The organism is Shewanella cyperi, from assembly GCF_017354985.1.
In the GTDB taxonomy this organism is placed as follows: domain Bacteria; phylum Pseudomonadota; class Gammaproteobacteria; order Enterobacterales; family Shewanellaceae; genus Shewanella; species Shewanella cyperi.
In genome coordinates, this window is the sequence record NZ_CP071501.1 from 1,658,998 (window position 1) to 1,681,651 (window position 22,654).

Below are 22,654 nucleotides of genomic sequence, written 5' to 3' on the forward strand. Positions count from 1 at the left end.
GCCGGCCAACCGCCGGCGTTTTTTATTGTGGCAACCAGCCTGAATGGAAACACCAAGCCGCATCGCTGAACCACAAGGGTGCAAGCTTTGCACCCTTGTGGTACGTGGGTCGAATGAATGGTTTTTAAAATCCCTTAAAATCAAATAGATAAACATTGGCTTGTCCCTTGCCTGTCTCCTCTCTCCAATACGAGATGGGAGAAGCCTGTGAGAGAAGTCAACACTACCTGCGCTTACTGTGGCGTTGGCTGTGGTGTCAGCATTGCGCCGGATGGCAAGGGGGTGCATGGGGATGCCAGCCACAGTGCCAACCTGGGGCGCTTGTGTCAGAAGGGTGAGCGCCTGCTGGACACCTTGCCGCTGCCATCCGCCCTGAGATACCCCCGTCTTCACGGCAAAACTACGGACTGGGATTCGGCCATTGCCCTGATGGCTGAGCGTTTTTCTGCGGCCATCCGCGATCACGGCCCCGGGTCCGTGGCCCTGTACCTTTCCGGGCAACTCCTGACCGAGGATTACTTCGTCGCCAATAAGCTCGCCAAGGGCTTTTGGGGTACGGCCAACGTGGATACCAATTCCCGCCTGTGTATGTCGGCGGCGGTCAGCGCCCATCAGCGGGCCTTCGGTGAAGACCTGGTGCCCGGCTGTTACCAGGATTTTGAACAGGCCGAGCTGGTGGTCTTGGTGGGCTCCAACGCCGCCTGGACCCATCCCGTGTTGTTTCAGCGATTGCTGCGTGCCCGTGAGTCCCGTGGCACGAAAATAGTGGTGATTGACCCGAGGAAAACCGCCACAGCCGCCCAGGCCGATTGGCACATCTCCCTGTCACCCGGTGGGGACCTTGCGCTTTTTTCCCTGCTATTGCTGGAATTATCCCGTCAGGGCGCGGTAGATCCCGCCTATGTCGAAGCCCATACCCAGGGGCTTGATGCCACCCTGGCCAGCCTGGACGCTGCCTTCGCAGACACAGGCGCCGCCGCCCGGGCCCTGGGGCTGTCCCTGCCTGAGCTGCAGAAGCTGGTGGATTTGTATCGCAGCAATAAAGTGGTCACCGCCTTTTGCCAGGGGGTGAATCAACAGGTAAGCGGCACAGACACCATCAATGCCATCATCAATTGCCATCTGCTGCTGGGGCAAATTGGCAAGCCGGGCTGCGGTCCTTTCTCCCTCACGGGGCAACCCAATGCCATGGGGGGCCGTGAGGTGGGGGCGCTGGCGACCCAACTTGCCTGCCACCTGTCCTTTGGCGACGCCGAGCGGCAGTTGCTGCACGGTTTCTGGCCCGGCAGTCAACTGCCGGATGCGCCGGGACTCACCGCCACCGAACTGTTCCAGGCCATGGCGGACGGTAAAATCAAGGCCGTGTGGATCATGGCGACCAACCCCATGGTGTCGTTGCCGGACCGGGAACTGGTGCAGCGGGCGCTGCAAACCTGTCCCTTCGTGGTGGTGTCGGATATCACCCCAGATACCGACACGGCGCAGCTGGCGGACCTGCTGTTGCCTGCGCTGGGCTGGTCGGAAAAGTCCGGCACTGTGACCAACTCGGAGCGCACCATCAGCCGCCAGCGGGCCTTCAGAGCGCCCAAGGGGGAGGCGAGGGCCGACTGGCAGGCGGTGTGCGCACTGGCGCAGGCCATGGGCTACGGCGGTTTTGACTATCCCTCAGTGGCAGCTATTTTCCGTGAGCATGCGGCGTTGTCCGCTGTGGTTAAAGGCGCCTTCCCGGAAAAACACTTCGATATCTCACCGCTCGCCACTTTGAGCGATGAGGCCTACGAGGCCATGGCGCCAATGCGCTGGCCCGTGGGCGCACAAGAGCCGCGGCTGTTTACCGATGGCCGATTCGCATTCAAGGATGACCGGGCGCGCTTTGTACCCCCGGCAGTCATACCATCTTTACCGGCAATCAAGGCGGCGCCGGCTATCAATGAAAGGCCGGCCAGGCTCACCTTGGAGCCGGGCTGCTTCCAACTGAATTCGGGCCGCAGTCGCGATCAATGGCATACCCGTACCCGCACCGGCCACGTTGCCGCCCTGTGCCGCCAGGAATGGGAGCCGCAGCTTTATCTGGCCCCCAAAGATATGCAAGCGCTCGCGCTCAAAGAGGGGGATCTGGTCGCGCTGGCTATGCAAGAACATGCAGAGCAGGCCGATGGTGTAGCGGTAAAGACCTCGGAGCTAAAGAATGTGTCCAAGGCGGAACTGTTTTTGCCGGTGAAAAAGGACGACAGCCTGAAACCCGGCCATCCCTTTGTCTCCATGCACTGGACCGGGCAGGAGCTTGGCTCCGGTGTCAATGCCGTGGTTGCCGCCGAGGTGGATCCCATCTCCCGTCAGCCCGCCTTCAAGGGGCAAAAGGTGAGGCTCAGCCCCCTCGGGCCCCTCTGGAAGCTGGTGCACTACGGTGAACAGGCATCCGGGCAGCAGCAGTATCTGAGGCGCCAGAAACTGTGTCTTGAGTCCGGCGCTGCCGAGGTGTTTTATTTTCCTCCCGGGGTAACGCCTGCATCAGGAGTCACGCCCGCGCCCGAGGGCAACCTGGGCTGGCAGCTGAAGGCTCTGCGCTGGCAGCTCAAGGCTGGCCAGAAGACGATTTGGTTGCAGGCCTGGATCCGCGACGAAACCCTGGCCGGTTTCAATATCTCCGCCAAGGGCGATTTGCCACTGGACCATATTGCCCTTGCCGCCATGGTGGGCAGGCCGCTTGACGGCGCGCTGCTCAAGACGCTGGAGTCCCAGGTCCTGGCGGGTGACAGCCCCCTGGTGTGCCTGTGCCGGGGCGTCAGTCGTCAGGGGATTGAAACGGCGTTGGCACAATGTCCGGACGGTGCGGAACCACTGCTTTGGGCCAGTGAGCAAACGGGCTGCGGCAGTGGCTGTGGCAGTTGTCTTGGTGAAGTCAGGGCCATTGCCGATGAATTTCTTATGTCTGTGGAGGTATCCCATGGCTGATCTGACGTCCTTGATTAGCGCCCTTGGGGGCGAGTTTTTACCCGGCACTGTGGTACTGGCGGGGGCCGGCTGTGGTGATGTGGGCAGTCTGACCCTGGATGTGCTGGCGCTGCTGCGCCGCTGTGATGCCCTGGTGTATGACGCTCTGGTGGATGAGTCTGTGCTGGCGCTGGCCAATCCCGGGGCCCGGCGCATTGCCATGGGCAAAAGAGCCGGTGGCCAGTCGGCGCATCAGGATGAGATTAACCTGTGTCTGGCAACGCTGGCCGGTGAGGGACTCAGGGTGCTCAGGCTCAAGGGCGGCGATCCCGGCGTCTTTGGCCGCGGCGGCGAGGAAGCGGCGTTTTTGCTGACACGGGGCATTGATTGTCGCTGGCTGCCCGGTGTCAGTGCGGCCCTGGGCTGCGGTGCCGCTGCCATGATCCCCCTGACCCACAGGGGGCAGTCGCGCTCGGTCACCCTGATCACGGGTCGCCAAATTGGCGGCAATGCCAGTCGCCATTGGCAGCAATCCCTGGCCCTTGGCAGCACCCTGGTGTTTTACATGGGCGCCGCCCAGGCCGCCGCAATTGCCGCCAGTCTCAAGCTTGCCGGGGCCGACGGCGCCTTGTCTTGTGCCCTGGTGCGCGACGGTGGTCGTCCCGGACAAAGGCTCGAATTCTGTTGCCTCGATGAGCTTGCCACCGCCGCCAGAAACCTGGGGGGTGACGGCCCTTGCCTTATCATGGTGGGTGAGGTCTGCGCCATAGGTGAAGAGCTGACCGCACTGCGGGCGGGGCTGGGCAGGTTGAGTGCGACGGAGGTGGCCCATGGCTGACGGATTTGATCACAGCGCCAAGGCGTTACTTAGGGCCATCGCCTGCGGCCCGAAACGGGCACGGACCTTAACCCTGGAGGAAAGCCGCGCCTTGCTCCTTGGCTGGTCGGCGCAGGAGGTCACCGACCTGTCCCTTGGCGCCGCGCTGATGGTGATGCGCAGCCGCGGCGAAACCCCGGCCGAAGTGGCGGGGGTGGCGCTGGCGCTGCGCCAGCTCATTGCCTCCGCTGCCGGGGAAGAAGCAAGTGCAAGCCCTGGTGCCGGCGCCAGCTCTACTCCCTTTATCGATTGGCCCTGTTATGCCGGCAAGCGTGGCCAGTTTCCCTGGCTGCTGTATGGGGTAAAACGCTTGCAGGCCGAGGGCATTCCGGTGCTGTTGCACGGCGATGATGGTCGCGATGCGGCCAGACCCGGCGGCTATAGCCGCCGCAGCCATGTGGGGCAGGCGCTGCACCATGTGGGGATCCCCACCGCAACTTCAGTTGCCGAGGCCCGCGCCTTTATTGGGGACGGTGTCAGTTGTTACCTGCCACTGTCGGCGATACTGCCGCGTTGGCGCGAGCTTGGCTCACTGCATGCCACCCTGGGTATTCGCAGCTTGCTGACCCAGGCGCTGAAATTTATCAATCCCTTGAATGCGCCCCTGGGCATGCGGGCCTTCTTTCACCCCAAACTGGAGCAGCACTACGCCGAGGTCATTGCCTTGATGGCCAGGGAGCAGGGGCACGGAGCCCGGCAGTTGTTGTTCCGCGGTTTTCAGGGCGAGGCCGAACCCAATCCCAGGGTGGAGACCGAGTTGTGGCAGATTGATGCAGATGCTTATGCAGAGGGCCATGCAAATGGTGCCTGCCCGCGGGTGCCGTCCTGGTTGCTGCCCGCCTGTGCTCCCGAGGGCACCCAGGCCAGCCTCAATGCGTTGGCCGACGATGCAATGGCGCACCGGCAACTGGGTGCATCGGCCTTGCCGGGTGCCGGGGATGACACCTGGCAGGGGGCCTGTGTCCGGGCGTCCCTGGCCGCCGCCTATCTGCTGACCGAACGGGCGGACTGCGCCGACGCGGCATTGGCACTGGCCTACTCGGGCAAGGCACAGGGTTCCGGGCCCGTTGGCCGGCTTTGTGCCCTGATGATGGCCGAAGGGGTGACCGAGGCCGAAGCGCTGGGATTGCTGCGGCGCCACTCGATGCACACGGGCCAATCCATGGCGGTGCTGGCCGATAGCCTGCTGCGCCAAAGGGGTGCAGTTGCCCAATAATGACGCACCGGTACAGGGATGCTCACCCGAGTAACAATGAAATAGTAAGTAAAAACAGCAAGATAAAAAGTGGCACGGTCTGTGCCTTATGAAAAGTGGCTTCCAACGTTCGGTAAGCCTGACCTGCGGTCAATTCGGGGCGCCAAGCCGCCCCACTCAATTTGAATCTTATGGCAAAGGCGCCTCGCTCCCATTACCGGAGCAGGTGCCTTTTTTGTTTTCTGGAGGTCTTATGTCCAATCACAAACCCCGGGTCGTCGTGGTCGGCAATGGCATGGTGGGGCACCACTTTGTTGAATATGTCTGTGAGCAGGGCTGGCAAGGCCGCTGGGACTTGCTGGTAATAGGTGCCGAGCGCCAGATTGCCTACGACAGGGTACAGTTGTCGTCCTATTTTCAGGGCCGGGCCCTGGATGAGCTGGCCCTTGGCACCGAGGCCCAATACCGGGCCTGGGGCGTTGAGCTGAAGCTGGGTTGCAAGGTGGTATCGCTGAACCCGGAAGATAAGCAGTTGACCCTGGATAGCGGCGAGACCCTGGCCTATGACCATCTGGTGCTGGCCACAGGTTCCTACGGCTTCGTGCCGCCCATTCCCGGTGCCGACAAGGAGGCCTGCCTGGTGTATCGCACCACAGAGGATCTGCTGGCCATCGAAGCGGCGGCCAGGGACTCCCGCTCCGGGGTGGTCATAGGCGGCGGTCTGTTGGGACTGGAGGCGGCCAATGCGCTCAAGAGCCTGGGGCTCAAGACCCATGTGGTGGAATTTGCCCCCCAATTGATGCCGGTGCAGCTGGATGCCGAAGGCGGCGAGCTGCTGCGCAGCAAGATTGAAGCCCTTGGGGTGTCGGTGCATACCGCCAGGGCCACCAGTGCCATCCTCGACGGTGAAACCGCCCGCTTGCGGCTGTCCTTCACCGACGGCGAAATCCTGGAAACCGATATGCTGGTGTTTTCCGCCGGTATTCGCCCCTTCGATGAGCTTGGCAAGGCCGCCGGGTTGGCCCTGGGCGCCCGGGGGGGATTTGCCGTCGATGGCCTGATGCGCACCAGTGCGCCCGGGGTGTTTGCCATCGGCGAGTGTGCCAGTTGGCAGGACAGGATTTTCGGTTTGGTGGCCCCGGGCTATCAAATGGCCCGCATTGCCGCCGACACCCTGATGCATGATGCCTTCGGCGCCGCCTTGCCCGAGGCTTTTGTCGGGGCCGACATGAGTACCAAACTCAAACTGCTGGGCATAGACGTGGGCGCCATAGGCAACAGTCGCGGCAACGACGAGCTGCCCTTTGTGGAGTTCAGTGATGCGGTCACGGGCGTCTACAAAAAACTCTGGCTCGACGAGTCCGGCACCAGGCTGGCCGGCGCATTGCTGGTGGGTGATGCCAGCGACTATGGGCGCCTGCTTGGCCGCTACCTCGGGGGCAGCGTCATCGACGGCAGCCCGGCGGCGCTGCTGTTGGGTGAGCCTGCCAGCACCAGCGCCGATGCCCTGGTGTGCTCCTGCCATCAGGTAAGCCACAGCGCCATAGTCAAGGCGGTCAAGGACGGCTGTGAAACCCTGGGCGACATCAAGCGCTGCACCAAGGCCGCCAGCGGCTGCGGCGGCTGTGGTCCCGAGGTGCAGAAAATTCTCGACACCGCTCTGGCCGAGGCCGGCAAGGCACGCGACAGCTCCCTTTGCCCCCATTTCGGTTACAGCCGCCAGGAGCTGTTTCACCTGTGCGCCCTGGAAGAGATCAAAGACTTCGAGACCCTGCTGACACGCCATGGACGCCCCGGCGCCCATCCCTATGGCTGCGCCGTCTGCCAGCCGGTGGCGGCCTCCATTTTCGCCACCCTGCATAACGATCATGTGCTGGGGGACGACAGGGCCAGGCTGCAGGACACCAATGATGCCTTCCTCGGCAACCTGCAAAAGGACGGCACTTACTCTGTGGTGCCCCGCATCGCCGGCGGCGAAATCACCCCGGAAAAACTGATAGTGCTGGGGGAGGTGGCCCGGGATTTTGATCTGTACACCAAGATCACCGGCGGCCAGCGTATCGATTTGTTCGGGGCCCGCCTCGAGGATCTGCCGGCCATCTGGACAGTGCTGGTGGAGGCCGGCTTTGAAACAGGTCATGCCTACGGCAAGTCCCTGCGCACCGTGAAGTCCTGCGTCGGCAGCACCTGGTGCCGTTATGGGGTGCAGGACTCGGTGTCCATGGCCATCACCCTCGAGCACAGGTACAAGGGGCTGCGCTCGCCACACAAACTCAAACTGGCGGTATCCGGTTGTGCCCGGGAATGCGCCGAGGCCCAGAGCAAGGACATAGGGGTGATTGCCACCGACAAGGGCTGGAACCTGTATGTGGGGGGCAACGGCGGCATGCGGCCCCGCCACGCTGATCTGTTTGCCAGTGATCTGTCCGACGAAGCACTCATCGACTGTATCGACAGGATACTGATGTTTTACGCCAGCACCGCCGATCGGCTGCAACGCACCTCGGTCTGGCTCGAGTCCCTCGAAGGTGGCGTCGACTATCTGCGCCGGGTGGTGCTGGAAGACAGCCTGGGGCTGGGGGCAGAACTCAGTCGCCGCATGCAGCAGCTGGTGGACAGCTACCGCTGTGAGTGGAAGGCCGCCATCGAAGATCCCGCCATCCGGCGCCGCTTTGTGGAATTTGTCAATCCAGCACCAACCGCTGCGCCTGAGCTGCCCTACCGCAGGGTAAGGGGCCAGAAAATGCCGCTGACCCCAGCCCAGGCCAAAGATTTGCGAATTGATATCAAGGAGTTGTCATGAACTGGACCCAAGTGTGTGAAAAAGAAGCCCTGCCCGAGGGCGCCGGTGTTGCAGCCTGGCTCGGCAGCCGTCCGGTGGCGATTTTCAATTTGGGCCACCGCGGCCTGTACGCCCTGGATAACCGCTGTCCGGCCACAGGCGTCAGCCTGCTCGCCCGGGGCCAGGTGTGCGAGCTGGCGGGGGAGCTGTATGTTTGCTCGCCCCTTTACAAACAACATTTTCATCTGACAACCGGTGAATGCCTGGAAGACACAGAGCTCAATGCCATCCCCATTGTGGTGAAAGCCGACGCAGCAGGGGTGTGGCTGGCCGGGGAGGGCGCATAATGGACAACAGATTCAACCTCTTTTCATTCAGCGGTCGCATGCGGGTGCTGCATCTGAGCTGGATTGCCTTTTTCGTGACCTTTGTGGTTTGGTTCAATGCGGCGCCGCTGCTGGGGCCCATAGCCCAGAGCCTGGGGCTCAGTAAGGAAGAGGTCAAGACCTTGCTGATCCTCAACGTGGCCCTGACCATTCCGGCCCGGGTCATTATAGGCATGGTGACCGATGCCTATGGCCCCCGCCGGGTGTACACGGCGCTGTTGCTGCTTTGCAGTCTGCCCTGTTTTGCCTTTGCGCTGGCGGAAAACTTCACCGAACTGGCCCTGTCGCGCTTTTTACTGGGCTTTATCGGCGCCGGCTTTGTGGTGGGGATCCGTATCATAGGTGAGTGGTTCCCGGCGCGGGAACTGGGCGCCGCCGAGGGGATTTACGGTGGCTGGGGCAATTTCGGCTCGGCGGCTGCCGCCTTTTGCCTGCCGCTGGTTGCCCTCTGGTTTGGCGGTGACGATGGTTGGCGCTATGCCGTGGGCCTGTCGGGCTTGCTGTGCCTGGCGGCCGGGGCGGCCTTTTATTGGGGCGTGCGCGATACCCCCAAGGGTTCAACCTACTTTAAACCCAAGCATTCCGGCGCCATGGAAGTCACCAGCAAGGGCGACTTTTACCTGCTGTGCCTGATGAAGTTACCCATGTACGCCACCCTGTTGTTGCTGTGCTGGAAGCTGTCCCCCAGCGGCGTCGGCCTGCTCGGCAGCACCAGTGTCATGCTGTGCGTGGCCTTTTTGCTGCTGGTGCTGGCAGTGGATCTGCGTCAGACCTTCAGGGTCAACCGCAAGATTTTCCATGAGCCGGTGCCCGAGTACGAACGGTATTCCTTCCGTCAGGTGGCTGTGCTCAACGTGCTCTATTTCTCCACCTTCGGCTCTGAGCTGGCGGTGGTGTCCATGTTGCCGCTGTTTTTCCGCGACACCTTTGGTTTGGGGCTCGCCGAGGCGGGGATGGTGGCCTCAAGCTATGCCTTTATGAACCTGATGTCGCGCCCCGGAGGCGGCTACCTATCCGATAAGTTTGGTCGCAAGACAGTGCTGCTTATTCTCACCACGGGCCTTGCCGTCGGTTACTTCACCCTGGCCCAGATAGGCAGTGACTGGCCACTGACACTGGCGGTGGCCGCCGTGATGGCCTGCTCCTTCTTTGTGCAGGCGGGGGAAGGCGCGGTATTTGCCGCCGTGCCCCTTATCAAGCGCAGGTTGACGGGCCAGATAGCCGGGATGACGGGGGCCTATGGCAACGTGGGGGCAGTGTTTTTCCTGACCCTCTACTCCCTGGTGTCGGTGGAGGCATTTTTCTATGCCATTGCGGTGTCGGCGCTGTTTGGTCTGCTGTGTTTGGCCTTTATGACCGAGCCCAAGGGACACATGGCCGAGGTGGATGCGGACGGACGGGTGACACTGATAAGTGTCGGTTGAGGACTCATCAGTGTCGGTTGAGGACTCATCAGTGTCGGTTGAGGACAGGTCTTGAGTGCAGTAGCAGAGAACTTAAGCGCAGCAGAGAAAATGGACTTGCCCCTGGGGCATGCCCCGAGCGTGATAGCCGGGGCCTTTTCCTGTGCCGGGCGCAAGGCCGAGAATGAGGATGCCCTGGGGGTGCGCTTGCCGCCGGAGGGACTGGGGGCCACCAAGGGGGTGGCCGCCGTAATCGCCGATGGGGTCAGCGCCGCCGAAGGGGGCGGCGAAGCGGCGCGGGTGGCGGTATCCGCCTTTCTTGGTGACTACTACAGCACGCCCCAAAGCTGGGGAGTGGAAACGGCGGCGCAGAAGGTGATAGGTGCCATCAACCACTGGTTGCTAGGGCGGGGGCGAGACTACCGGGACGCGGGGCGCGGCTTTGTCTGTACCTTCAGCGCCCTGGTGCTCAAATCCCGCAGCGCCTTTTTCTTCCACGTGGGGGATGCCAGACTCTATCGCTATCGCCGTGGCCAACTGGAGCGGTTGTCGCGGGATCATTGCGTGGGCAACAGACTAAGCGGTGGCCATTTTCTCACCCGGGCGCTGGGGCTGGATGCCAGTCTGGAGCTGGATCACCGGGTGCTGGCATTGGAGGAGGGGGATCTCTTTCTGCTGCTGACCGACGGGGTCCATGGCAGCCTCAGTGACAGGCAGATTATTGATGAACTCCAGCGTGACCGCGACCGTAATGCTGCGCTCGACAGCGAAGCTGCACTGGACAAACTCAGCGAAACCCTGGTGCAAAGGGCGCTGGCCAATGGCAGTGGCGATAACCTGAGTTGCCTGTGCCTCAGAGTACAGCAGCTGCCCGCTGTCACCCGTGAGTCTATGTTTCAGCAACTGTCGGAGCTGCCGTTTCCACCGCCCCTGATGCCGGGGCAGTGCCTGGACGGCCTCAGGGTGTTGCACATTCTGCACGAGAGCCGCCGCAGTCAGGTGTATCTGGTGCAGGATGAGGCCAGTGGCGAGCGTTTTGCCATGAAAACCCCCTCGGTCAATTTTATCGATGATGGCGCCTACATTGAGCGTTTCCTGCTGGAAAGCTGGATTGGCAGCCGCTTGAGTCACCCGGGTGTGATCCGCCACGTCCGTCCCAAGGGCGTGCAGACGGCGCTCTATACCCTGAGCGAGTGGTGCGAGGGCCTGACCCTGACCGAGTGGGCGAAGGCCTGTCGTCCGGGCTTTGAGGAGAAACTCAGGGTCATAGGACGGATAGAGCAGGGGCTGCGGGCCTTTCACCGCAAGGATATGATCCACAGGGATCTCAAACCCGACAATCTCTTGGTATGTGCCGATGGCCGGGTCAAGATCATCGATTTTGGCAGTGTGCTGGTGCGTGGCGTCGAGGAAATACACAGTCCCATTGAACGGGAACAGGTGCTGGGCACAGCCGAATACTCGGCGCCGGAGCTGGTGCTGACCGGCAGGGCCGACGTGCGCTCGGATCTGTTTTCGCTGGCGGTGCTGGCCTATGAACTCTTTACCGGCGAGCTGCCTTTTGCGGGCAAGCTGGCGGGTTGTCAGGGCCAAAAAGATTACCAACGGCTGGAGTATATCCCTGCCCAGGCCCTTTGCCCGTCGCTGCCGGGCTGGGTGGACAGGGCGCTGGAGCGGGCTCTGTCCCTTGATGCCGACAAGCGCTTTGCCGACAGCCACGAATTCTGGTTGGCCCTGTCGACGCCAACTGTGGCTGCACAAGGGCCCTTACCCTGGGCGGCCCGTGCTCCCGAGCAGTTCTACCGCAGTCTTTGCCTGGCGCAGCTTTTGATCATATTGCTCTTGCTGCTACTGCTGCTTGCCTGATAGCTCTTTGGTTGATAGTTCTTTGGTTGATAGTTCTTTGGTTAATAGCCCCTTGCCTGAATGTGAGTTGGGGGCATCGGCCGGTGCGTCCCGCAGCCACTTCTTGCCCGAGAACATGGCAGAAATAAGTCCGCCCTGGCGTCGGCAATCTGTGTAAATGACGGCGGTGATGTGCAGCAGCGCGAGCAGCCACAGGCAAAAAACGCCGTTAAGGTGCACTGTGCCTATCATGGACTTGAGCGGCTTGAGCGCTTCGGCTTTAGCGGGATCCACAAAAGTGTTGTCATAGGGCTTGATGGCGGCGGGATCTTCGCCATCCCTGACCAACTGCTGCTGGATACTGCTGCCAAAGGGCGGAAAATAGATATCGGTCCCGGCTCGGAATAGGCCTGTGGTGGCAATCAGCAGCATCAGCAGCACCATGGCCCCCACTGCCAACTGTCCCTTGGGGTTGTGACCCAGATACTGGGGCGATTCGCCCCGGGCCAGTGTGGCTTGGTAGGCCTTGAGTTTTTTCATGGTGGCAGGGCCGGGGAACAGTTGCCCCAGACTGCCATAGCCCCGGGCAAACAGGCCATAGAGCAAGCGGCAGAGCAGGTTGGCGACAAAACAATAACCCACCAGCACGTGGGCCGTCTTCAGTCCCACTCTGGCGTCTGTGCCATTCATGCCAAGCTCGCCTCGGAACAGCATCAAGAGCCCGAGCACTGTCATCATCAGCACCAGCAAGAAATTTAACCAGTGAAACACTCGCACTGGCAGTGGCCAGACCCGGTACTCGTGCACCTGAAATTCTGCCGGTTTGTTTTCGGGGGCTGTGGTGTTCTTGTCCATGTCCTTGTCCATATCCATGTCGATGTCTTGTTGTGGTGGCAAGAGTTTCATCATAGGCTTGGGGGGGCCGGAATAAAAAAGTCCTGGCGTCTCTTTGAACCGGGGACAGCTTAATATTAGCCGCTCCCACGCCCATGGTGGTAAGCCCGGTGCGTGGACCTTGGCCCTGATGTCGGAGATGGGAGCTTTTGCGGCACAGCAGACTGCCAAAATGAATTCTGTTGGCATAAGCTGTCGATTTAGTGTAACTTTTTGCCGTTATGCTAGGATGGGTTCCGGTACATCATGGTCTTTGCCGGACATACACGGAGGTTGTATATATGTTCAAAATCATTCACTGGATGGTGGTGTCGCGTTCACAATTGCTGGCGGATCTGCTTGATTGCAGATGGCCCCAGGAATTTTTGGTCAAGCTCGCCAAGGTTCAGCCCGAAGACATGGCCGATCGTCTGTATCAGAGCCAGGTGTCCCTGGTGGTGATGGATCTGGCTACAGTGGATCTGCAAAAAGCCTATCAACTGCAACGCCTGATTGAGCGTGAACACGCCGGGATCAAGGTGATCTTTGTCCATTTTCCCCGTCAGGTGGATGGCCGCTTCCTGATCCATCAGTCTGTGACCGCGGGGGTGTTTTACGCCGATGCCAGTCTGGCGGACATCAGCGAAGGTCTGGGGGAAATCCTCAAGGGCCGCAGCCAGATCCCGGCCACACTGCAGGGCAATGGTGCCGATGAAGCTGAGCTGGACAGCGACAGGTTGACCATTCGCGAGCGTGAGGTGCTGCAGGCGCTGTTATCCGGCAGCACCAATCTGGATATCGCCAATCAGCTGTTTGTCAGCGAAAGTACCATCAAGACTCACCTGTACCGCGCCTTCCGCAAGATTGGGGTATCAAGCCGTGGCCAGGCCATCGCCTGGGCCCAGACCCATCTGCACGAGGTTCAATTGTAGAAAGGTTCAGTTGTAGAAAGGTGCAGTTGTAACAGGTGCAGTTGTAACAGGTGCAGTTATAAAAAGCACTCTGGTTCAGGACAATAAAAAACGGGGCTAGGCCCCGTTTTTTATTGTCTGCTTTTTATGGCCCAGGGCTTAACAGTCGAGCCAGGCCTTGATTTTGCTTTCATCTTCCAGGTGCAGCGACACTGTATCCAGTGGCGCTGAGCGCAGCGGCAGCGAGCCCGTCATCAGCTCGTCGCGGCGGAACCAGTGCAGGGTGATTTCACCGCCTGGCTCAAAGCCCTGCAGCAGGCTTTCAAAGTTGCCATTGACCTGCAAACCATCGGCGGCGATCAGCAGATCGCCGGCGCTGAGTCCGGCACTGTGGGCGGCACCGCCCTCGGCGACCGTCTGAATGCGCACCCCCAGGCCCTCGGCCTTGTACTTGGCGCCCAGGCTCAGCTTCAGTGGTGTTGGCTTGCCGCCGCCATTGTCGCTTTGACCCGAGGCGGCCCTGAGCTCCATCCTGACGCCAAATTCCGCCAGCAGTTCGGCGAGCGGCAAATCTTCTGTGTTATCAAGCCAGGCAAACAGCTCGGCGGCATCCCGTCCCAGCAGTTCACTCACCAGTTGCTGATGGGTGTCATCATCCGTGCCTATGGAAGTCAGGCCGTGGCGCTGCCACAAAAGGCGCATCACATCGTCGAGGGACTTGCCGGCATCGCGGCGCAGCACCAGATCCAGCATCAGGGCAAACAGGGCGCCTTTGGTGTAATAGCTGACGATGGCGTTCTGGGCATTCTCATCCTGTTTGTAGAACTTGGTCCAGGCGTTGAAACTGGAATCCAGCAGGCTCTGCTTGAAGCGGCCAGTGCCACGGTAGACCCGGGTCATGGTCTCGCTCAGCATGTCCAGATACTGGCCAACATCCACGCGGCCGGCCCTCAGGGTCAGCAGATCGTCATAGTAAGAAGTGATGCCTTCATAGGCCCACAGCTGACGGGTATAGCTCTCGGCCGCCAGTTCATATGGCAAAAAGCGCTTGGGTTTGATGCGCTTGACGTTCCAGCTGTGAAAGTACTCGTGGCTGCACAGGGACAGGTACACCCGGTAGTCGCGGTTGACCTCGGCGTCCTGGGTGAGGGGCAGATCCTTGCGTGAGCATACCAAAGCAGTGGAGCTGCGGTGCTCCAGGCCACCAAAGCCATTGTCCAGCACGGTCGTCATGAACAGGTATTCACTGAAGGGCGCCGGGGTGGCGAACATGTCTATCTGGGTTTCGCAGATGGCCTTGAGATCCTGACACAGGCGGTCCATGTGGCAGCGATGGCGACCGCTCAGCACCACATGGTGTGGCACGCCGCGGGCCTCAAAGCTTGCCAGGGTGAAATCACCCATCTCCACCGGATGATCGATAAGGGCATCGTAGCTTTCGGCCTCGAATTCGCCAAAGCCCCAGGCCTCGCCGCTTGAGCGCGGCAATGTGGTGGCAAGGCGCCAGTGGGCCAGTGCGCTGTCCTTGGGCGCGCTGATGCTGACCCTGTGGGGCAGCTGCTCCTGACCTTCCACCGCCAGGAACACGCTGGAGCCGTTGAAAAAGCCGTGGGTCATGTCGAGATGAGCGCTGCGCACCGAGAGGTCAAAGGCATAGACCTGATATTTGATGCTGACCGGCGCAGTGCCGTCGCAGTCGAGCTGCCAGCTTTGTTTGTCCAGTTGGCTAATTCCGACCTTGTGGCCTGCGGTGCTGGCGCTCAGACCAATCAGGTTACGGGCGAAGTCGCGCACCATGTAGCTGCCGGGGATCCAGGCGGGCAGGGTGAGGCGCTGGTTTTTCGCCGGTTGGCTCAGCAGCAGGGTAACGGAAAACAGGTGTGCCTTGGGATCGCAAGCGTCAATCTGATAATGGATCATGGGTATAAATCCTGGGGAAATTCAGTGGCGCCATGCTGCCAAAAAAGCCGCTGTGACGCAAACGCCCTGCGGTCTGGCCAGCTCAATCCGGGCCGCGAAAGGGAAAATCGTCTTGATTCGCCTGCCTGTGCCGCTCGCGCAAGGCGCTGGCTTGCTATTATAATGTCATTGAATTCTATGGCAGAAGCCTAACTATCATCACTCAGCCCCAGTCGGAGTCCAAGATGGCCGAAGAAACCATTTTCAGCAAAATTATTCGCCGTGAAATTCCCGCCGAAATTCTGTACCAGGACGATTTGGTGACCGCGTTTCGCGATATTCATCCCAAGGCGCCGACCCACATTCTTATCGTGCCCAATCACCTGATCCCAACGACCAATGACGTCAAGGCCTCGGATGAATTGGCTCTGGGCCGTATGGTGACAGTGGCGGCCAAGCTTGCCGCCGAGGCCGGCATTGCTGAGGACGGTTACCGCATTATCATGAACTGCAATAGGCACGGTGGGCAGGAGGTGTATCACATTCACCTGCACCTGCTGGGTGGCGCGCCCCTTGGCCCCATGGTGAGCCTGCGCTGATGAAGGTCAATCCCGAGTTCTTTCCCCTGACCGAGCTGGCCAGCCGTTTTGTCAATCAGCTGGCCCAGTGCCGGCGCCTGGGCTTGTCGGTACTGGAGGCCAGCGAGCACCATGTGCTGATTGAGCTGCCCTACAGCCGCGCCTTGATTGGCTATCCGGACACCGGGGTTATCCACGGCGGGGTGATCACCACCTTGATGGACACCGCCTGCGGCTGCGCCGTGGTCTGTGCCATTCAGCAGCAATTCGGTTCGCTGGAGATTTCACCCACTCTGGATCTGCGGGTGGACTACATGCGCCCGGCCGAACCCAACAAGAGCGTCTACGGTTTTGCCGAGTGTTACCGCCTGTCATCCAACATCGCCTTTACCCGCGCCATCGCCTACCAGGACAGCATAGATAAGCCAATCGCCCACGCGGTGGGGGCTTTTATGCGCATCAGTCCGGAAATGGTGGGTGAGAAATTCCGCCAGGCGCTGCTGGAGCCTGGGCATGTGCTGGGGCCACAGGTGCAAAGCCTGCAGGCCGAAGCCCAGAAACCCGGGGATGGCGCCGCCGCGGCCCTGGATGTGAAGCAGATAGTGCGTCAGGTAACCGAACTCAACGACTTCAGCCCCCTGCTGGAGCAGGTGCCCTATGCCCGCTTTATCGGCATGGAGGCTTCGCGTTTTGGTGATGAGCTGGTGTTCCGCCTGCCGGCGAAAGACACCAACATAGGCAATCCCGTGGTACCGGCCATCCACGGCGGTGTGATTGCCGGCTTTATGGAAATGTCTGCCATAGTGCAGCTGATGGTGTTTATGCAGACCTCCAGGGTGCCCAAGGTGGTGGATTTCTCCATCGACTACCTGAGGGCCGGTTACCACAAAGACACCTTTGCCGAGTGCCGAATCACCCGTCAGGGCCGCAGGGTAGCCAACGTCAACATCAACTGCTGGCAGACCAACCGCAAGCAGCTGGTGTCCACCGCCAGGGCCCACTTCCTCATCGATTGAGCGACGGCCTTGAAGTGCTGAAATCGGCGCCGTGACCGGGCGCCGATTTTCATTGATGGCTTGCAACAAAAGTATCACTTTGCTTTTTGACTCGGGTATAATCGTCGCTGCCAAGGGGTGTCTGCCGATTGCAGACTGAGATGTCACATGACAAACCCTTAGAACCTGATCCGGCTGATACCGGCGTAGGAATGGGCCATCTGCACACTTCTAATCCGCTAAAGCGTTGCCGGATCTCAAACCAGACATTTGAGGTCCTATTTTGAGCAAGACATCGTTCAGTAAAAGTTTTTCTTCTCCGCTGCTGACCAAGGCGCCTGTGGCCCTGGCGATTGCGGCTGCCCTGGGCTCGGTTGCTGTTCAGGCCGCCGACGCGCCATCCGACAAGGCCGGTGCCGATCCCGAAGCGATGGAAGTCATGTTGGTGACCGCCGATTTTCGCGGTATCGCGGTGGAAAAAATTCCCTCCAGTGTGACCGTGATAGATGCGCAGAAAATCGAGGATGAGGGCGCCCGTCATTTTGAAGATCTGCTCGGCACTGTGGCCAACTTCAACTGGTCAGGCGGTACTTCCAGACCCCGCTATTTCCAAATTCGCGGTGTTGGCGAGCAGGAAGAATACAAGGGCGCGCCCAACTCCTCCATCGGCTACCTGATTGATGATATCGACCTGTCGGGTCTGGGTATGGTGTCCAGTATGTACGACATGCAGCAGGCGGAAGTGCTGCGCGGCCCCCAGGGAACCCGCTACGGCGCCAACGCCCTTGCCGGTCTGATTTACCTGAAAAGCAAGGACCCCACAGAGACCTTTGAGCACGGCGCCCGGGTGTCGCTGGGTAATGACAATCTGCGCACCTTCAGCGGTTTCAGCTCAGGCCCCATGATGGACTCGGGGGAACTGCTGTATCGGGTGGCACTGGAAAAACACTATCAGGACGGCTTCAGGGACAACCTGTATCTTGACCGCAGTGACACCAACGAGCGTGACGAACTGTCGCTGCGGGCCAAATTTCGCTGGTACGCCAGCGACACCACCCAGGCCGATCTGGTGCTGATGCACGCCAACTTTGACAACGGTTACGATGCCTGGACCTTGGACAACAATGGTTTCGATACCCTGACCGATGCGCCGGGCACAGATAATCAGCGCAGCACAGGCATAGGTCTCAAGCTGCATTTCACCGATATTGAGGGGGCCGAACTGACCTCGCTCACCTCCTACGCCGCCACCGATCATCACCATGGCTATGACGGCGACTGGGCCAACCCAGAATTCTGGGCGGCAAGACAGTGCGTCGATGATTACGATGTCAACGAGAACGGCGACTATGAGGAGCTGTTGCCCTGTCAATACGATTACACCTGGGACAAGCGCGGTGACAGGGCCACAGTGTCCCAGGAATTTCGTCTGACCAGCACGGATGCGGGCCGCATTTTCGATGGCAGCACCGACTGGCTGCTGGGGATCTACGGCATGGATCTCAAGGAGGACAATAACACCGAGTCCTTCTACAACGCTTGGCCCGATGAAATGCTGATCTCCAGCTACGAGGCCCGCAACCTGGCACTGTTTGGCCAGCTCGACAGCGATCTCGGCCAGGGTTACAACCTGTCGGTCGGTGCGCGTCTGGAGCGTCGTCATGCAGAGTACAGCGACGATGCCGGTGATGCCTTTGACCCGTCAGAAACCATGTGGGGCGGTCATATTGCCCTGGGCAAGGCCCTCAACGACAGCCACAATCTCTATCTGCGTTTGGCCCGAGGCTACAAGGCCGGCGGATTCAACATGTCGCTGCCGGTGGAGCTGGCCGACAAGAAGGAGTTTGATACCGAGATCCTCTACAACTATGAAATCGGTCTCAAATCCAGCTTCTTCGAGGGCAACGCCGACACCAAGCTGGCGCTGTTCTACATGGACAGACAAGATCAACAGGTATCCGCTTCCCAGCAGGATCCCGAAAAGCCGCAGCGCTTTATTCTGTTTACCGAAAACGCCGGCAGCTCCAGCAACTACGGCGCCGAGCTGGAAGGTAACTGGTACGCCAGCGACAACCTGCACTTCTACGGCAGTGTCGGCTATCTGCAAACCGAATACGGTGACTACAGCTATCAGGACAAGTATGGCGGCGAGGTGGATCTCAGCGGCCGCGAGCTGGCCCATGCCCCCAACTGGACCTGGGCGGTCGGTAGCACCTGGCGCAGCGATCGCGGTTTCTTTGTCAACCTCAATGCCAACGGCAAGAGCCAGTTCTACTATTCTGACTCCAATGATTCCAAGTCCAAAGGCTATGGGGTAGTGAACGCCAGAATGGGTTACGAGGCCGATGCCTGGTCTGTGTATCTCTGGGGGCGCAACCTGCTGGACAAGGAATACGGCGTCCGTGGCTTCTACTTCGGCAACGAGCCGGACAATGGTTGGGCCGATAAGCAATACATACGTTATGGCGATCCAAGGGCCTTTGGCCTGACCTTTGATTTGCGCCTGATGTAATCCGCAGAAAACAGGCGGGCCCGGTTAACCGCTGGGCCCGCCGGAGGGAAAAAGTAATGAAACTGACAGCCGAAATCAGCATGTACCCGCTTAAGGAAGACTATGTGGCTCCCATCCGCTGGTTTATCCAGCGCCTGGACAGCTATCCCAATATTGAGCGCCGCACCAATGCCATGGCGACCCAGGTGGTTGGGGACTATGCCGAGGTGATGCAGATGTTGGCCACCGAGATGCAGGCCGCCCACCAGCAGTTCGGCAAGGCAGTATTTGTCTGTAAATTTATCGGTGGCGCCCTGGATCTGGGCCACAGCGAGTGACGGACGTGGCAGAAGCAATGACGGCCTGGTTTGGCGCCCTGATGACCCCCTTGCAAACGGCGCTCGGTGAGATGCACGCCATGACGGTGTGGGAAGGTGTGGCCGTGCTGTTGGCGCTGGCGTATCTGCTGCTTGCCATGCGCGCCAGTGTCTGGTGCTGGGCGGCGGCGTTCCTCAGCACCGCCATTTATACCGTGCTGTTTTTCAAGGTGATGTTGCTGATGGAATCTTTTCTCAATGTGTATTACATGGCCATGGCCTTCTATGGTTATTGGCAATGGAGCAGGGGCGGGGAGCGACACCACGGGGTGCAGGTGTGCAGTTGGCCGCTGGCAACCCATTTACGCTTGATTGCGCTGACCTCCATCGTCAGCCTGGCCGTGGGCTATCTAATGGCAACCTACACCCAGGCCTCTTTTCCCTATCTGGATGCTGCCACCACCTGTTTTGCCGTGATGACCACCTATCTGGTGGCCCGCAAAGTGTTGGAAAACTGGCTCTATTGGGTGGTGATTGATCTGGTCTCCATTTATCTCTACCTCAGCAAGGGGCTGATGCTGACGTCCTTGTTGTTTGTGCTTTACGTGGGCCTGGCGGTGGGTGGATTCTTCCTCTGGCGCAACACCATGGCCGAGGAAGCCGAGGCGGTCACGAGATGACGTCGGTGCTGCCGGCCAATGCCTTGGCCTTTGTCGCTGCCCAGGGATTGGCACAGGCCACTGTTGAGCCCCTGACCCTGGGACTCAGCAACAGTAACTATCGCCTCAGCCTTGGTGACAGTCATTGGGTGCTCAGGGTTAACTCAGCCGCCAGCAGCGCCTTTTGCCAGCGGGACTTTGAAGCCGCCAACTGGCGTCAGGCCAGCGATGCCGGTCTGGCCCCCAAATTATTAGCCGTCAGCACTGATGGCCAGTGTTATCTGGCCCCCTGGCTTGAGGACGGCAACTGGCATGAGCTCAATACCGAACTGGCCTGGCGTGAGTGGCACACAGCTGATACCGAGCAAGAGCATGATCTCGAGCCTGAGCGCTCGACTCGGACAGGGCTGTTGTTTGAACTGCTTCAAGGCCTGGCAACCTTGCCCGTGCCCGCCAATCACAAGGGGTTCAGCCAGCAGTGGCAGGATTATCAGGAGGCCTTGGATGGCTGTTCGTTAGACTGTTCGTTAAGCTGCCCGGATGCGGACAGCGAGTGGGCGAGGGCCCATGGGCAGTTGCAAGCGAGGCTGCCTGCTATCGAAGCTCACCTGGCGCGTTTGGAGCACAGGTATCTGCCACTGCAATATGTCCACAGGGATCTGTCGCCGCTCAATCTCCTGCATCATGAAGGCCGACTCTTTTGCATCGACTTTGAATTCAGCTGTGCCTCCCACCCGCTGTGGGATCTGGCGACCGTGCTGGCATCCCATCAGTTGAGCGCCGCAGAGCGCAGCGCATTGGCGCAGGATTATCTGGCCTGGCATCCACAGTTGCAGCCGGAAGATGCCACTCTGCTGGGGGATGCCCTGGCCATGCACTGGTATTTCGCCGCCATCTGGGCGCTGTTGATGGCGGCAGGGAGCCAGGATAAGGTGTTTCTGCTTTGGTTTGACAGATACCTGCAACTGGCCAGCGCCTGAGCCGGCATTTGATCTGGTTTTCGTTATGCACAGCGTATTTTGCTGTCATATGCCGGGCGCTGTTGATGGCGGCCGGCAGTGGCAATCTCGTGTTTCTGCTGTGGTTTGACAGATACCTGCAACTGGCCAGCGCCAGAGTCGGTATTTGACTCGATTCTCTCCATGCACAGGGTATTTTGCTGTCATATGCCGGGCACTGTTGATGGCGGCAGGGAGCCAGGATAAGGTGTTTCTGCTGTGGTTTGACAGGTACCTGCAACTGGCCAGCGCCTGAGTCGGTATTTGACTTGATTCTCTTCATGCACAGGGTATTTTGCTGCCAAATACCGGGCACTGCTGATGGCGGCCGGTAGTAACGACAAGGTGTTTCTGCTGTGGTTTGACAGATACCTGCAACTTGCCAGCGCCTGAGTCGGTATTTGACCCGGCACTTCTCCATGCACAGCGAATCTTGCTGTCATATGCCGGGCGCTGTTGATGGCGGCCGGCAGTAACGACTCGGTGTTTCTGCTTTGGTTTAACAGATACTTACAATTGGCCAGTGCCTGACTCGCTCGCATTGATAGCCTTGCTTCCGTTCACTTGTTAGCCTTGCATTAGTCTGATTTTTCCGGAACAACAAGGAAGCTTGTCCATGAAGCGTGCCCTGGTGGTACTGATGCTGTGTTTTCTGGTGGGATGTTCCACCAAGATGTCCTATTACTTTCTCGACTGGGCCATCGAATGGCAACTGGATGATTATGTGACCCTGGACCGGAACCAACAGCACCAATTCGATGTGCTGCTTGACAATTTCCTTAAGTGGCACAGACGCGAGGAGCTTAACCGTTACGCTGAGCAGTTGACCGAACTCAAGACACAACTGCAGCAGGGCACCCTGACCCCGGCGCTGTGGGCCGAGCATATGGACAGAGCCCAGGCCCATTGGTTCAGGTTGTTTGACTATGGGCTTGAAGGCCTGCTGCCACTGATCCAGAGCTTTAACCAAGCTCAGGTGGATGAAATCATTGCTCAGCTGCGCAAGGATGAGGCCGAACTGGCCGAAGAATATCAGGGCAAGACCCAGGAGCAGTTGGTTAAAGAATCCGACAAGAGCTTGCAGGAGCAGGCAGAAAAGTGGCTTGGCAAGCTCAGCGAGCGGCAAAAGGCCTTGATCCATAACAGCAACGCCAATCGTCTGGCCACCCTGGATATGTGGCTGGAGTACCGCCATGAGTGGCTCAGGCAGTTTGAGCAGGCCCTGAATCAGCGCCAGGATGCGGCGCTGCTGCGCTGTCGCATGACACTGCTGATGACCTCCCCCCAGCGTCTCAAGTCCGAGGCGCACCAGCAGGCTGTAAGGCAGAACACCGAGAACTTCGGCCGTCTGGTGCTCGATATTTACCAGGATTTATCCGACAAACAGCGCCGCAAACTGTGGCGGGAATACGATGATCTGATAGAAGATTTGCGTGAATTGGCGGCTGACGCGCAATAAATGCCATTATTGCCGGGTCAGTTGCAGCATGACATTTCCTTAGCCCTGAGGT

General features: G+C 59.7%; 17 protein-coding genes and 1 riboswitch. Of the genes, 15 read left to right on the forward strand and 2 right to left on the reverse strand.

What is annotated here, in order from left to right; all coding sequences use genetic code 11:
• Positions 1-207: 207 nt before the first annotated feature.
• From JYB84_RS07025 to JYB84_RS07055, 7 genes are all read left to right on the forward strand, one after another.
• Positions 208-2,955: a nitrate reductase gene (locus JYB84_RS07025; protein WP_207322708.1), complete on the forward strand. Its 2,748-nt coding sequence runs from the start codon at positions 208-210 to the stop codon at positions 2,953-2,955.
• Complete coding sequence (cobA, locus tag JYB84_RS07030; RefSeq protein ID WP_207322709.1) at positions 2,948-3,772, forward strand: uroporphyrinogen-III C-methyltransferase; 825 nt, start codon at positions 2,948-2,950, stop codon at positions 3,770-3,772. Before JYB84_RS07025 ends, cobA begins: the two co-directional genes overlap by 8 nt.
• Positions 3,765-5,027 carry an ANTAR domain-containing protein gene (locus tag JYB84_RS07035; RefSeq protein WP_207322710.1) on the forward strand — a complete coding sequence of 421 codons (1,263 nt, stop codon included), beginning with the start codon at positions 3,765-3,767 and terminating at the stop codon, positions 5,025-5,027. Before cobA ends, JYB84_RS07035 begins: the two co-directional genes overlap by 8 nt.
• 232 nt (positions 5,028-5,259) lie before the next feature.
• Positions 5,260-7,809 carry a nitrite reductase large subunit NirB gene (gene nirB, locus JYB84_RS07040; RefSeq protein ID WP_207322711.1) on the forward strand — a complete coding sequence of 850 codons (2,550 nt, stop codon included), beginning with the start codon at positions 5,260-5,262 and terminating at the stop codon, positions 7,807-7,809.
• Complete coding sequence (gene nirD / locus JYB84_RS07045) at positions 7,806-8,135, forward strand: nitrite reductase small subunit NirD (protein ID WP_207322712.1); 330 nt, start codon at positions 7,806-7,808, stop codon at positions 8,133-8,135. The genes nirB and nirD overlap by 4 nt, the downstream gene beginning before the upstream one ends.
• The gene (locus tag JYB84_RS07050; protein ID WP_207322713.1) at positions 8,135-9,598 is read left to right on the forward strand and encodes a NarK family nitrate/nitrite MFS transporter; all 1,464 of its coding nucleotides are present in this window, start codon (positions 8,135-8,137) and stop codon (positions 9,596-9,598) included. Before nirD ends, JYB84_RS07050 begins: the two co-directional genes overlap by 1 nt.
• 51 nt (positions 9,599-9,649) lie before the next feature.
• On the forward strand, positions 9,650-11,443 hold the full coding sequence (locus tag JYB84_RS07055) for a bifunctional protein-serine/threonine kinase/phosphatase (RefSeq protein WP_207322714.1): 1,794 nt from the start codon (positions 9,650-9,652) through the stop codon (positions 11,441-11,443).
• On the opposite strand, the gene JYB84_RS07060 is transcribed toward JYB84_RS07055, so the two are convergent.
• Positions 11,426-12,331, reverse strand: a complete 906-nt coding sequence (locus JYB84_RS07060) for a cytochrome b/b6 domain-containing protein (protein ID WP_228290905.1) — start codon at positions 12,329-12,331, stop codon at positions 11,426-11,428. The genes JYB84_RS07055 and JYB84_RS07060 overlap by 18 nt on opposite strands.
• A 266-nt stretch (positions 12,332-12,597) precedes the next feature.
• Here JYB84_RS07060 and JYB84_RS07065 point away from each other — a divergent pair, with 266 nt between their 5' ends.
• Positions 12,598-13,227 carry a LuxR C-terminal-related transcriptional regulator gene (locus JYB84_RS07065; RefSeq protein ID WP_207322715.1) on the forward strand — a complete coding sequence of 210 codons (630 nt, stop codon included), beginning with the start codon at positions 12,598-12,600 and terminating at the stop codon, positions 13,225-13,227.
• Positions 13,228-13,365: 138 nt separating this feature from the next.
• On the opposite strand, the gene JYB84_RS07070 is transcribed toward JYB84_RS07065, so the two are convergent.
• Positions 13,366-15,126, reverse strand: a complete 1,761-nt coding sequence (locus JYB84_RS07070; protein ID WP_207322716.1) for a M61 family metallopeptidase — start codon at positions 15,124-15,126, stop codon at positions 13,366-13,368.
• A gap of 224 nt (positions 15,127-15,350) precedes the next feature.
• On the opposite strand from JYB84_RS07070, the gene hinT reads away from it, so the two are divergent.
• The 7 genes from hinT (at position 15,351) to JYB84_RS07105 (ending at position 22,602) form a co-directional block, all read left to right on the forward strand.
• On the forward strand, positions 15,351-15,704 hold the full coding sequence (gene hinT / locus JYB84_RS07075) for a purine nucleoside phosphoramidase (protein ID WP_207322717.1): 354 nt from the start codon (positions 15,351-15,353) through the stop codon (positions 15,702-15,704).
• On the forward strand, positions 15,704-16,699 hold the full coding sequence (locus tag JYB84_RS18520; RefSeq protein ID WP_207322718.1) for a PaaI family thioesterase: 996 nt from the start codon (positions 15,704-15,706) through the stop codon (positions 16,697-16,699). Before hinT ends, JYB84_RS18520 begins: the two co-directional genes overlap by 1 nt.
• Positions 16,700-16,802: 103 nt before the next feature.
• Positions 16,803-16,908: riboswitch (TPP riboswitch) on the forward strand.
• Positions 16,909-16,958: 50 nt separating this feature from the next.
• Entirely contained in the window at positions 16,959-19,190 is a 2,232-nt protein-coding gene (locus JYB84_RS07085; RefSeq protein WP_207323134.1) for a TonB-dependent receptor, read from the forward strand.
• A gap of 56 nt (positions 19,191-19,246) precedes the next feature.
• Positions 19,247-19,507 (forward strand): YkoF family thiamine/hydroxymethylpyrimidine-binding protein, encoded by a 261-nt coding sequence (locus JYB84_RS07090; RefSeq protein ID WP_207322719.1) that lies wholly within the window; start codon positions 19,247-19,249, stop codon positions 19,505-19,507.
• 17 nt (positions 19,508-19,524) lie between these two features.
• Positions 19,525-20,166 (forward strand): nicotinamide riboside transporter PnuC, encoded by a 642-nt coding sequence (gene pnuC / locus JYB84_RS07095; protein ID WP_207323135.1) that lies wholly within the window; start codon positions 19,525-19,527, stop codon positions 20,164-20,166.
• Complete coding sequence (locus JYB84_RS07100; protein WP_207322720.1) at positions 20,163-21,125, forward strand: phosphotransferase; 963 nt, start codon at positions 20,163-20,165, stop codon at positions 21,123-21,125. The genes pnuC and JYB84_RS07100 overlap by 4 nt, the downstream gene beginning before the upstream one ends.
• A 634-nt stretch (positions 21,126-21,759) precedes the next feature.
• Positions 21,760-22,602 carry a DUF6279 family lipoprotein gene (locus JYB84_RS07105; RefSeq protein WP_207322721.1) on the forward strand — a complete coding sequence of 281 codons (843 nt, stop codon included), beginning with the start codon at positions 21,760-21,762 and terminating at the stop codon, positions 22,600-22,602.
• Positions 22,603-22,654: the final 52 nt, after the last annotated feature.

Excerpts from the sequence above, each read along its gene's own strand:
- cobA (WP_207322709.1), top strand. The coding sequence starts at position 2,948 with ATGGCTGATCTGACGTCCTTGATTAGCGCCCTTGGGGGCGAGTTTTTA.
- JYB84_RS07035 (WP_207322710.1), top strand. The coding sequence starts at position 3,765 with ATGGCTGACGGATTTGATCACAGCGCCAAGGCGTTACTTAGGGCCATC.
- nirB (WP_207322711.1), top strand. The coding sequence starts at position 5,260 with ATGTCCAATCACAAACCCCGGGTCGTCGTGGTCGGCAATGGCATGGTG.
- nirD (WP_207322712.1), top strand. The coding sequence starts at position 7,806 with ATGAACTGGACCCAAGTGTGTGAAAAAGAAGCCCTGCCCGAGGGCGCC.
- JYB84_RS07050 (WP_207322713.1), top strand. The coding sequence starts at position 8,135 with ATGGACAACAGATTCAACCTCTTTTCATTCAGCGGTCGCATGCGGGTG.
- JYB84_RS07060 (WP_228290905.1), bottom strand. The coding sequence starts at position 12,331 with ATGATGAAACTCTTGCCACCACAACAAGACATCGACATGGATATGGAC.
- JYB84_RS07065 (WP_207322715.1), top strand. The coding sequence starts at position 12,598 with ATGTTCAAAATCATTCACTGGATGGTGGTGTCGCGTTCACAATTGCTG.
- JYB84_RS07070 (WP_207322716.1), bottom strand. The coding sequence starts at position 15,126 with ATGATCCATTATCAGATTGACGCTTGCGATCCCAAGGCACACCTGTTT.
- hinT (WP_207322717.1), top strand. The coding sequence starts at position 15,351 with ATGGCCGAAGAAACCATTTTCAGCAAAATTATTCGCCGTGAAATTCCC.
- JYB84_RS18520 (WP_207322718.1), top strand. The coding sequence starts at position 15,704 with ATGAAGGTCAATCCCGAGTTCTTTCCCCTGACCGAGCTGGCCAGCCGT.
- JYB84_RS07090 (WP_207322719.1), top strand. The coding sequence starts at position 19,247 with ATGAAACTGACAGCCGAAATCAGCATGTACCCGCTTAAGGAAGACTAT.
- pnuC (WP_207323135.1), top strand. The coding sequence starts at position 19,525 with ATGACGGCCTGGTTTGGCGCCCTGATGACCCCCTTGCAAACGGCGCTC.
- JYB84_RS07100 (WP_207322720.1), top strand. The coding sequence starts at position 20,163 with ATGACGTCGGTGCTGCCGGCCAATGCCTTGGCCTTTGTCGCTGCCCAG.
- JYB84_RS07105 (WP_207322721.1), top strand. The coding sequence starts at position 21,760 with ATGAAGCGTGCCCTGGTGGTACTGATGCTGTGTTTTCTGGTGGGATGT.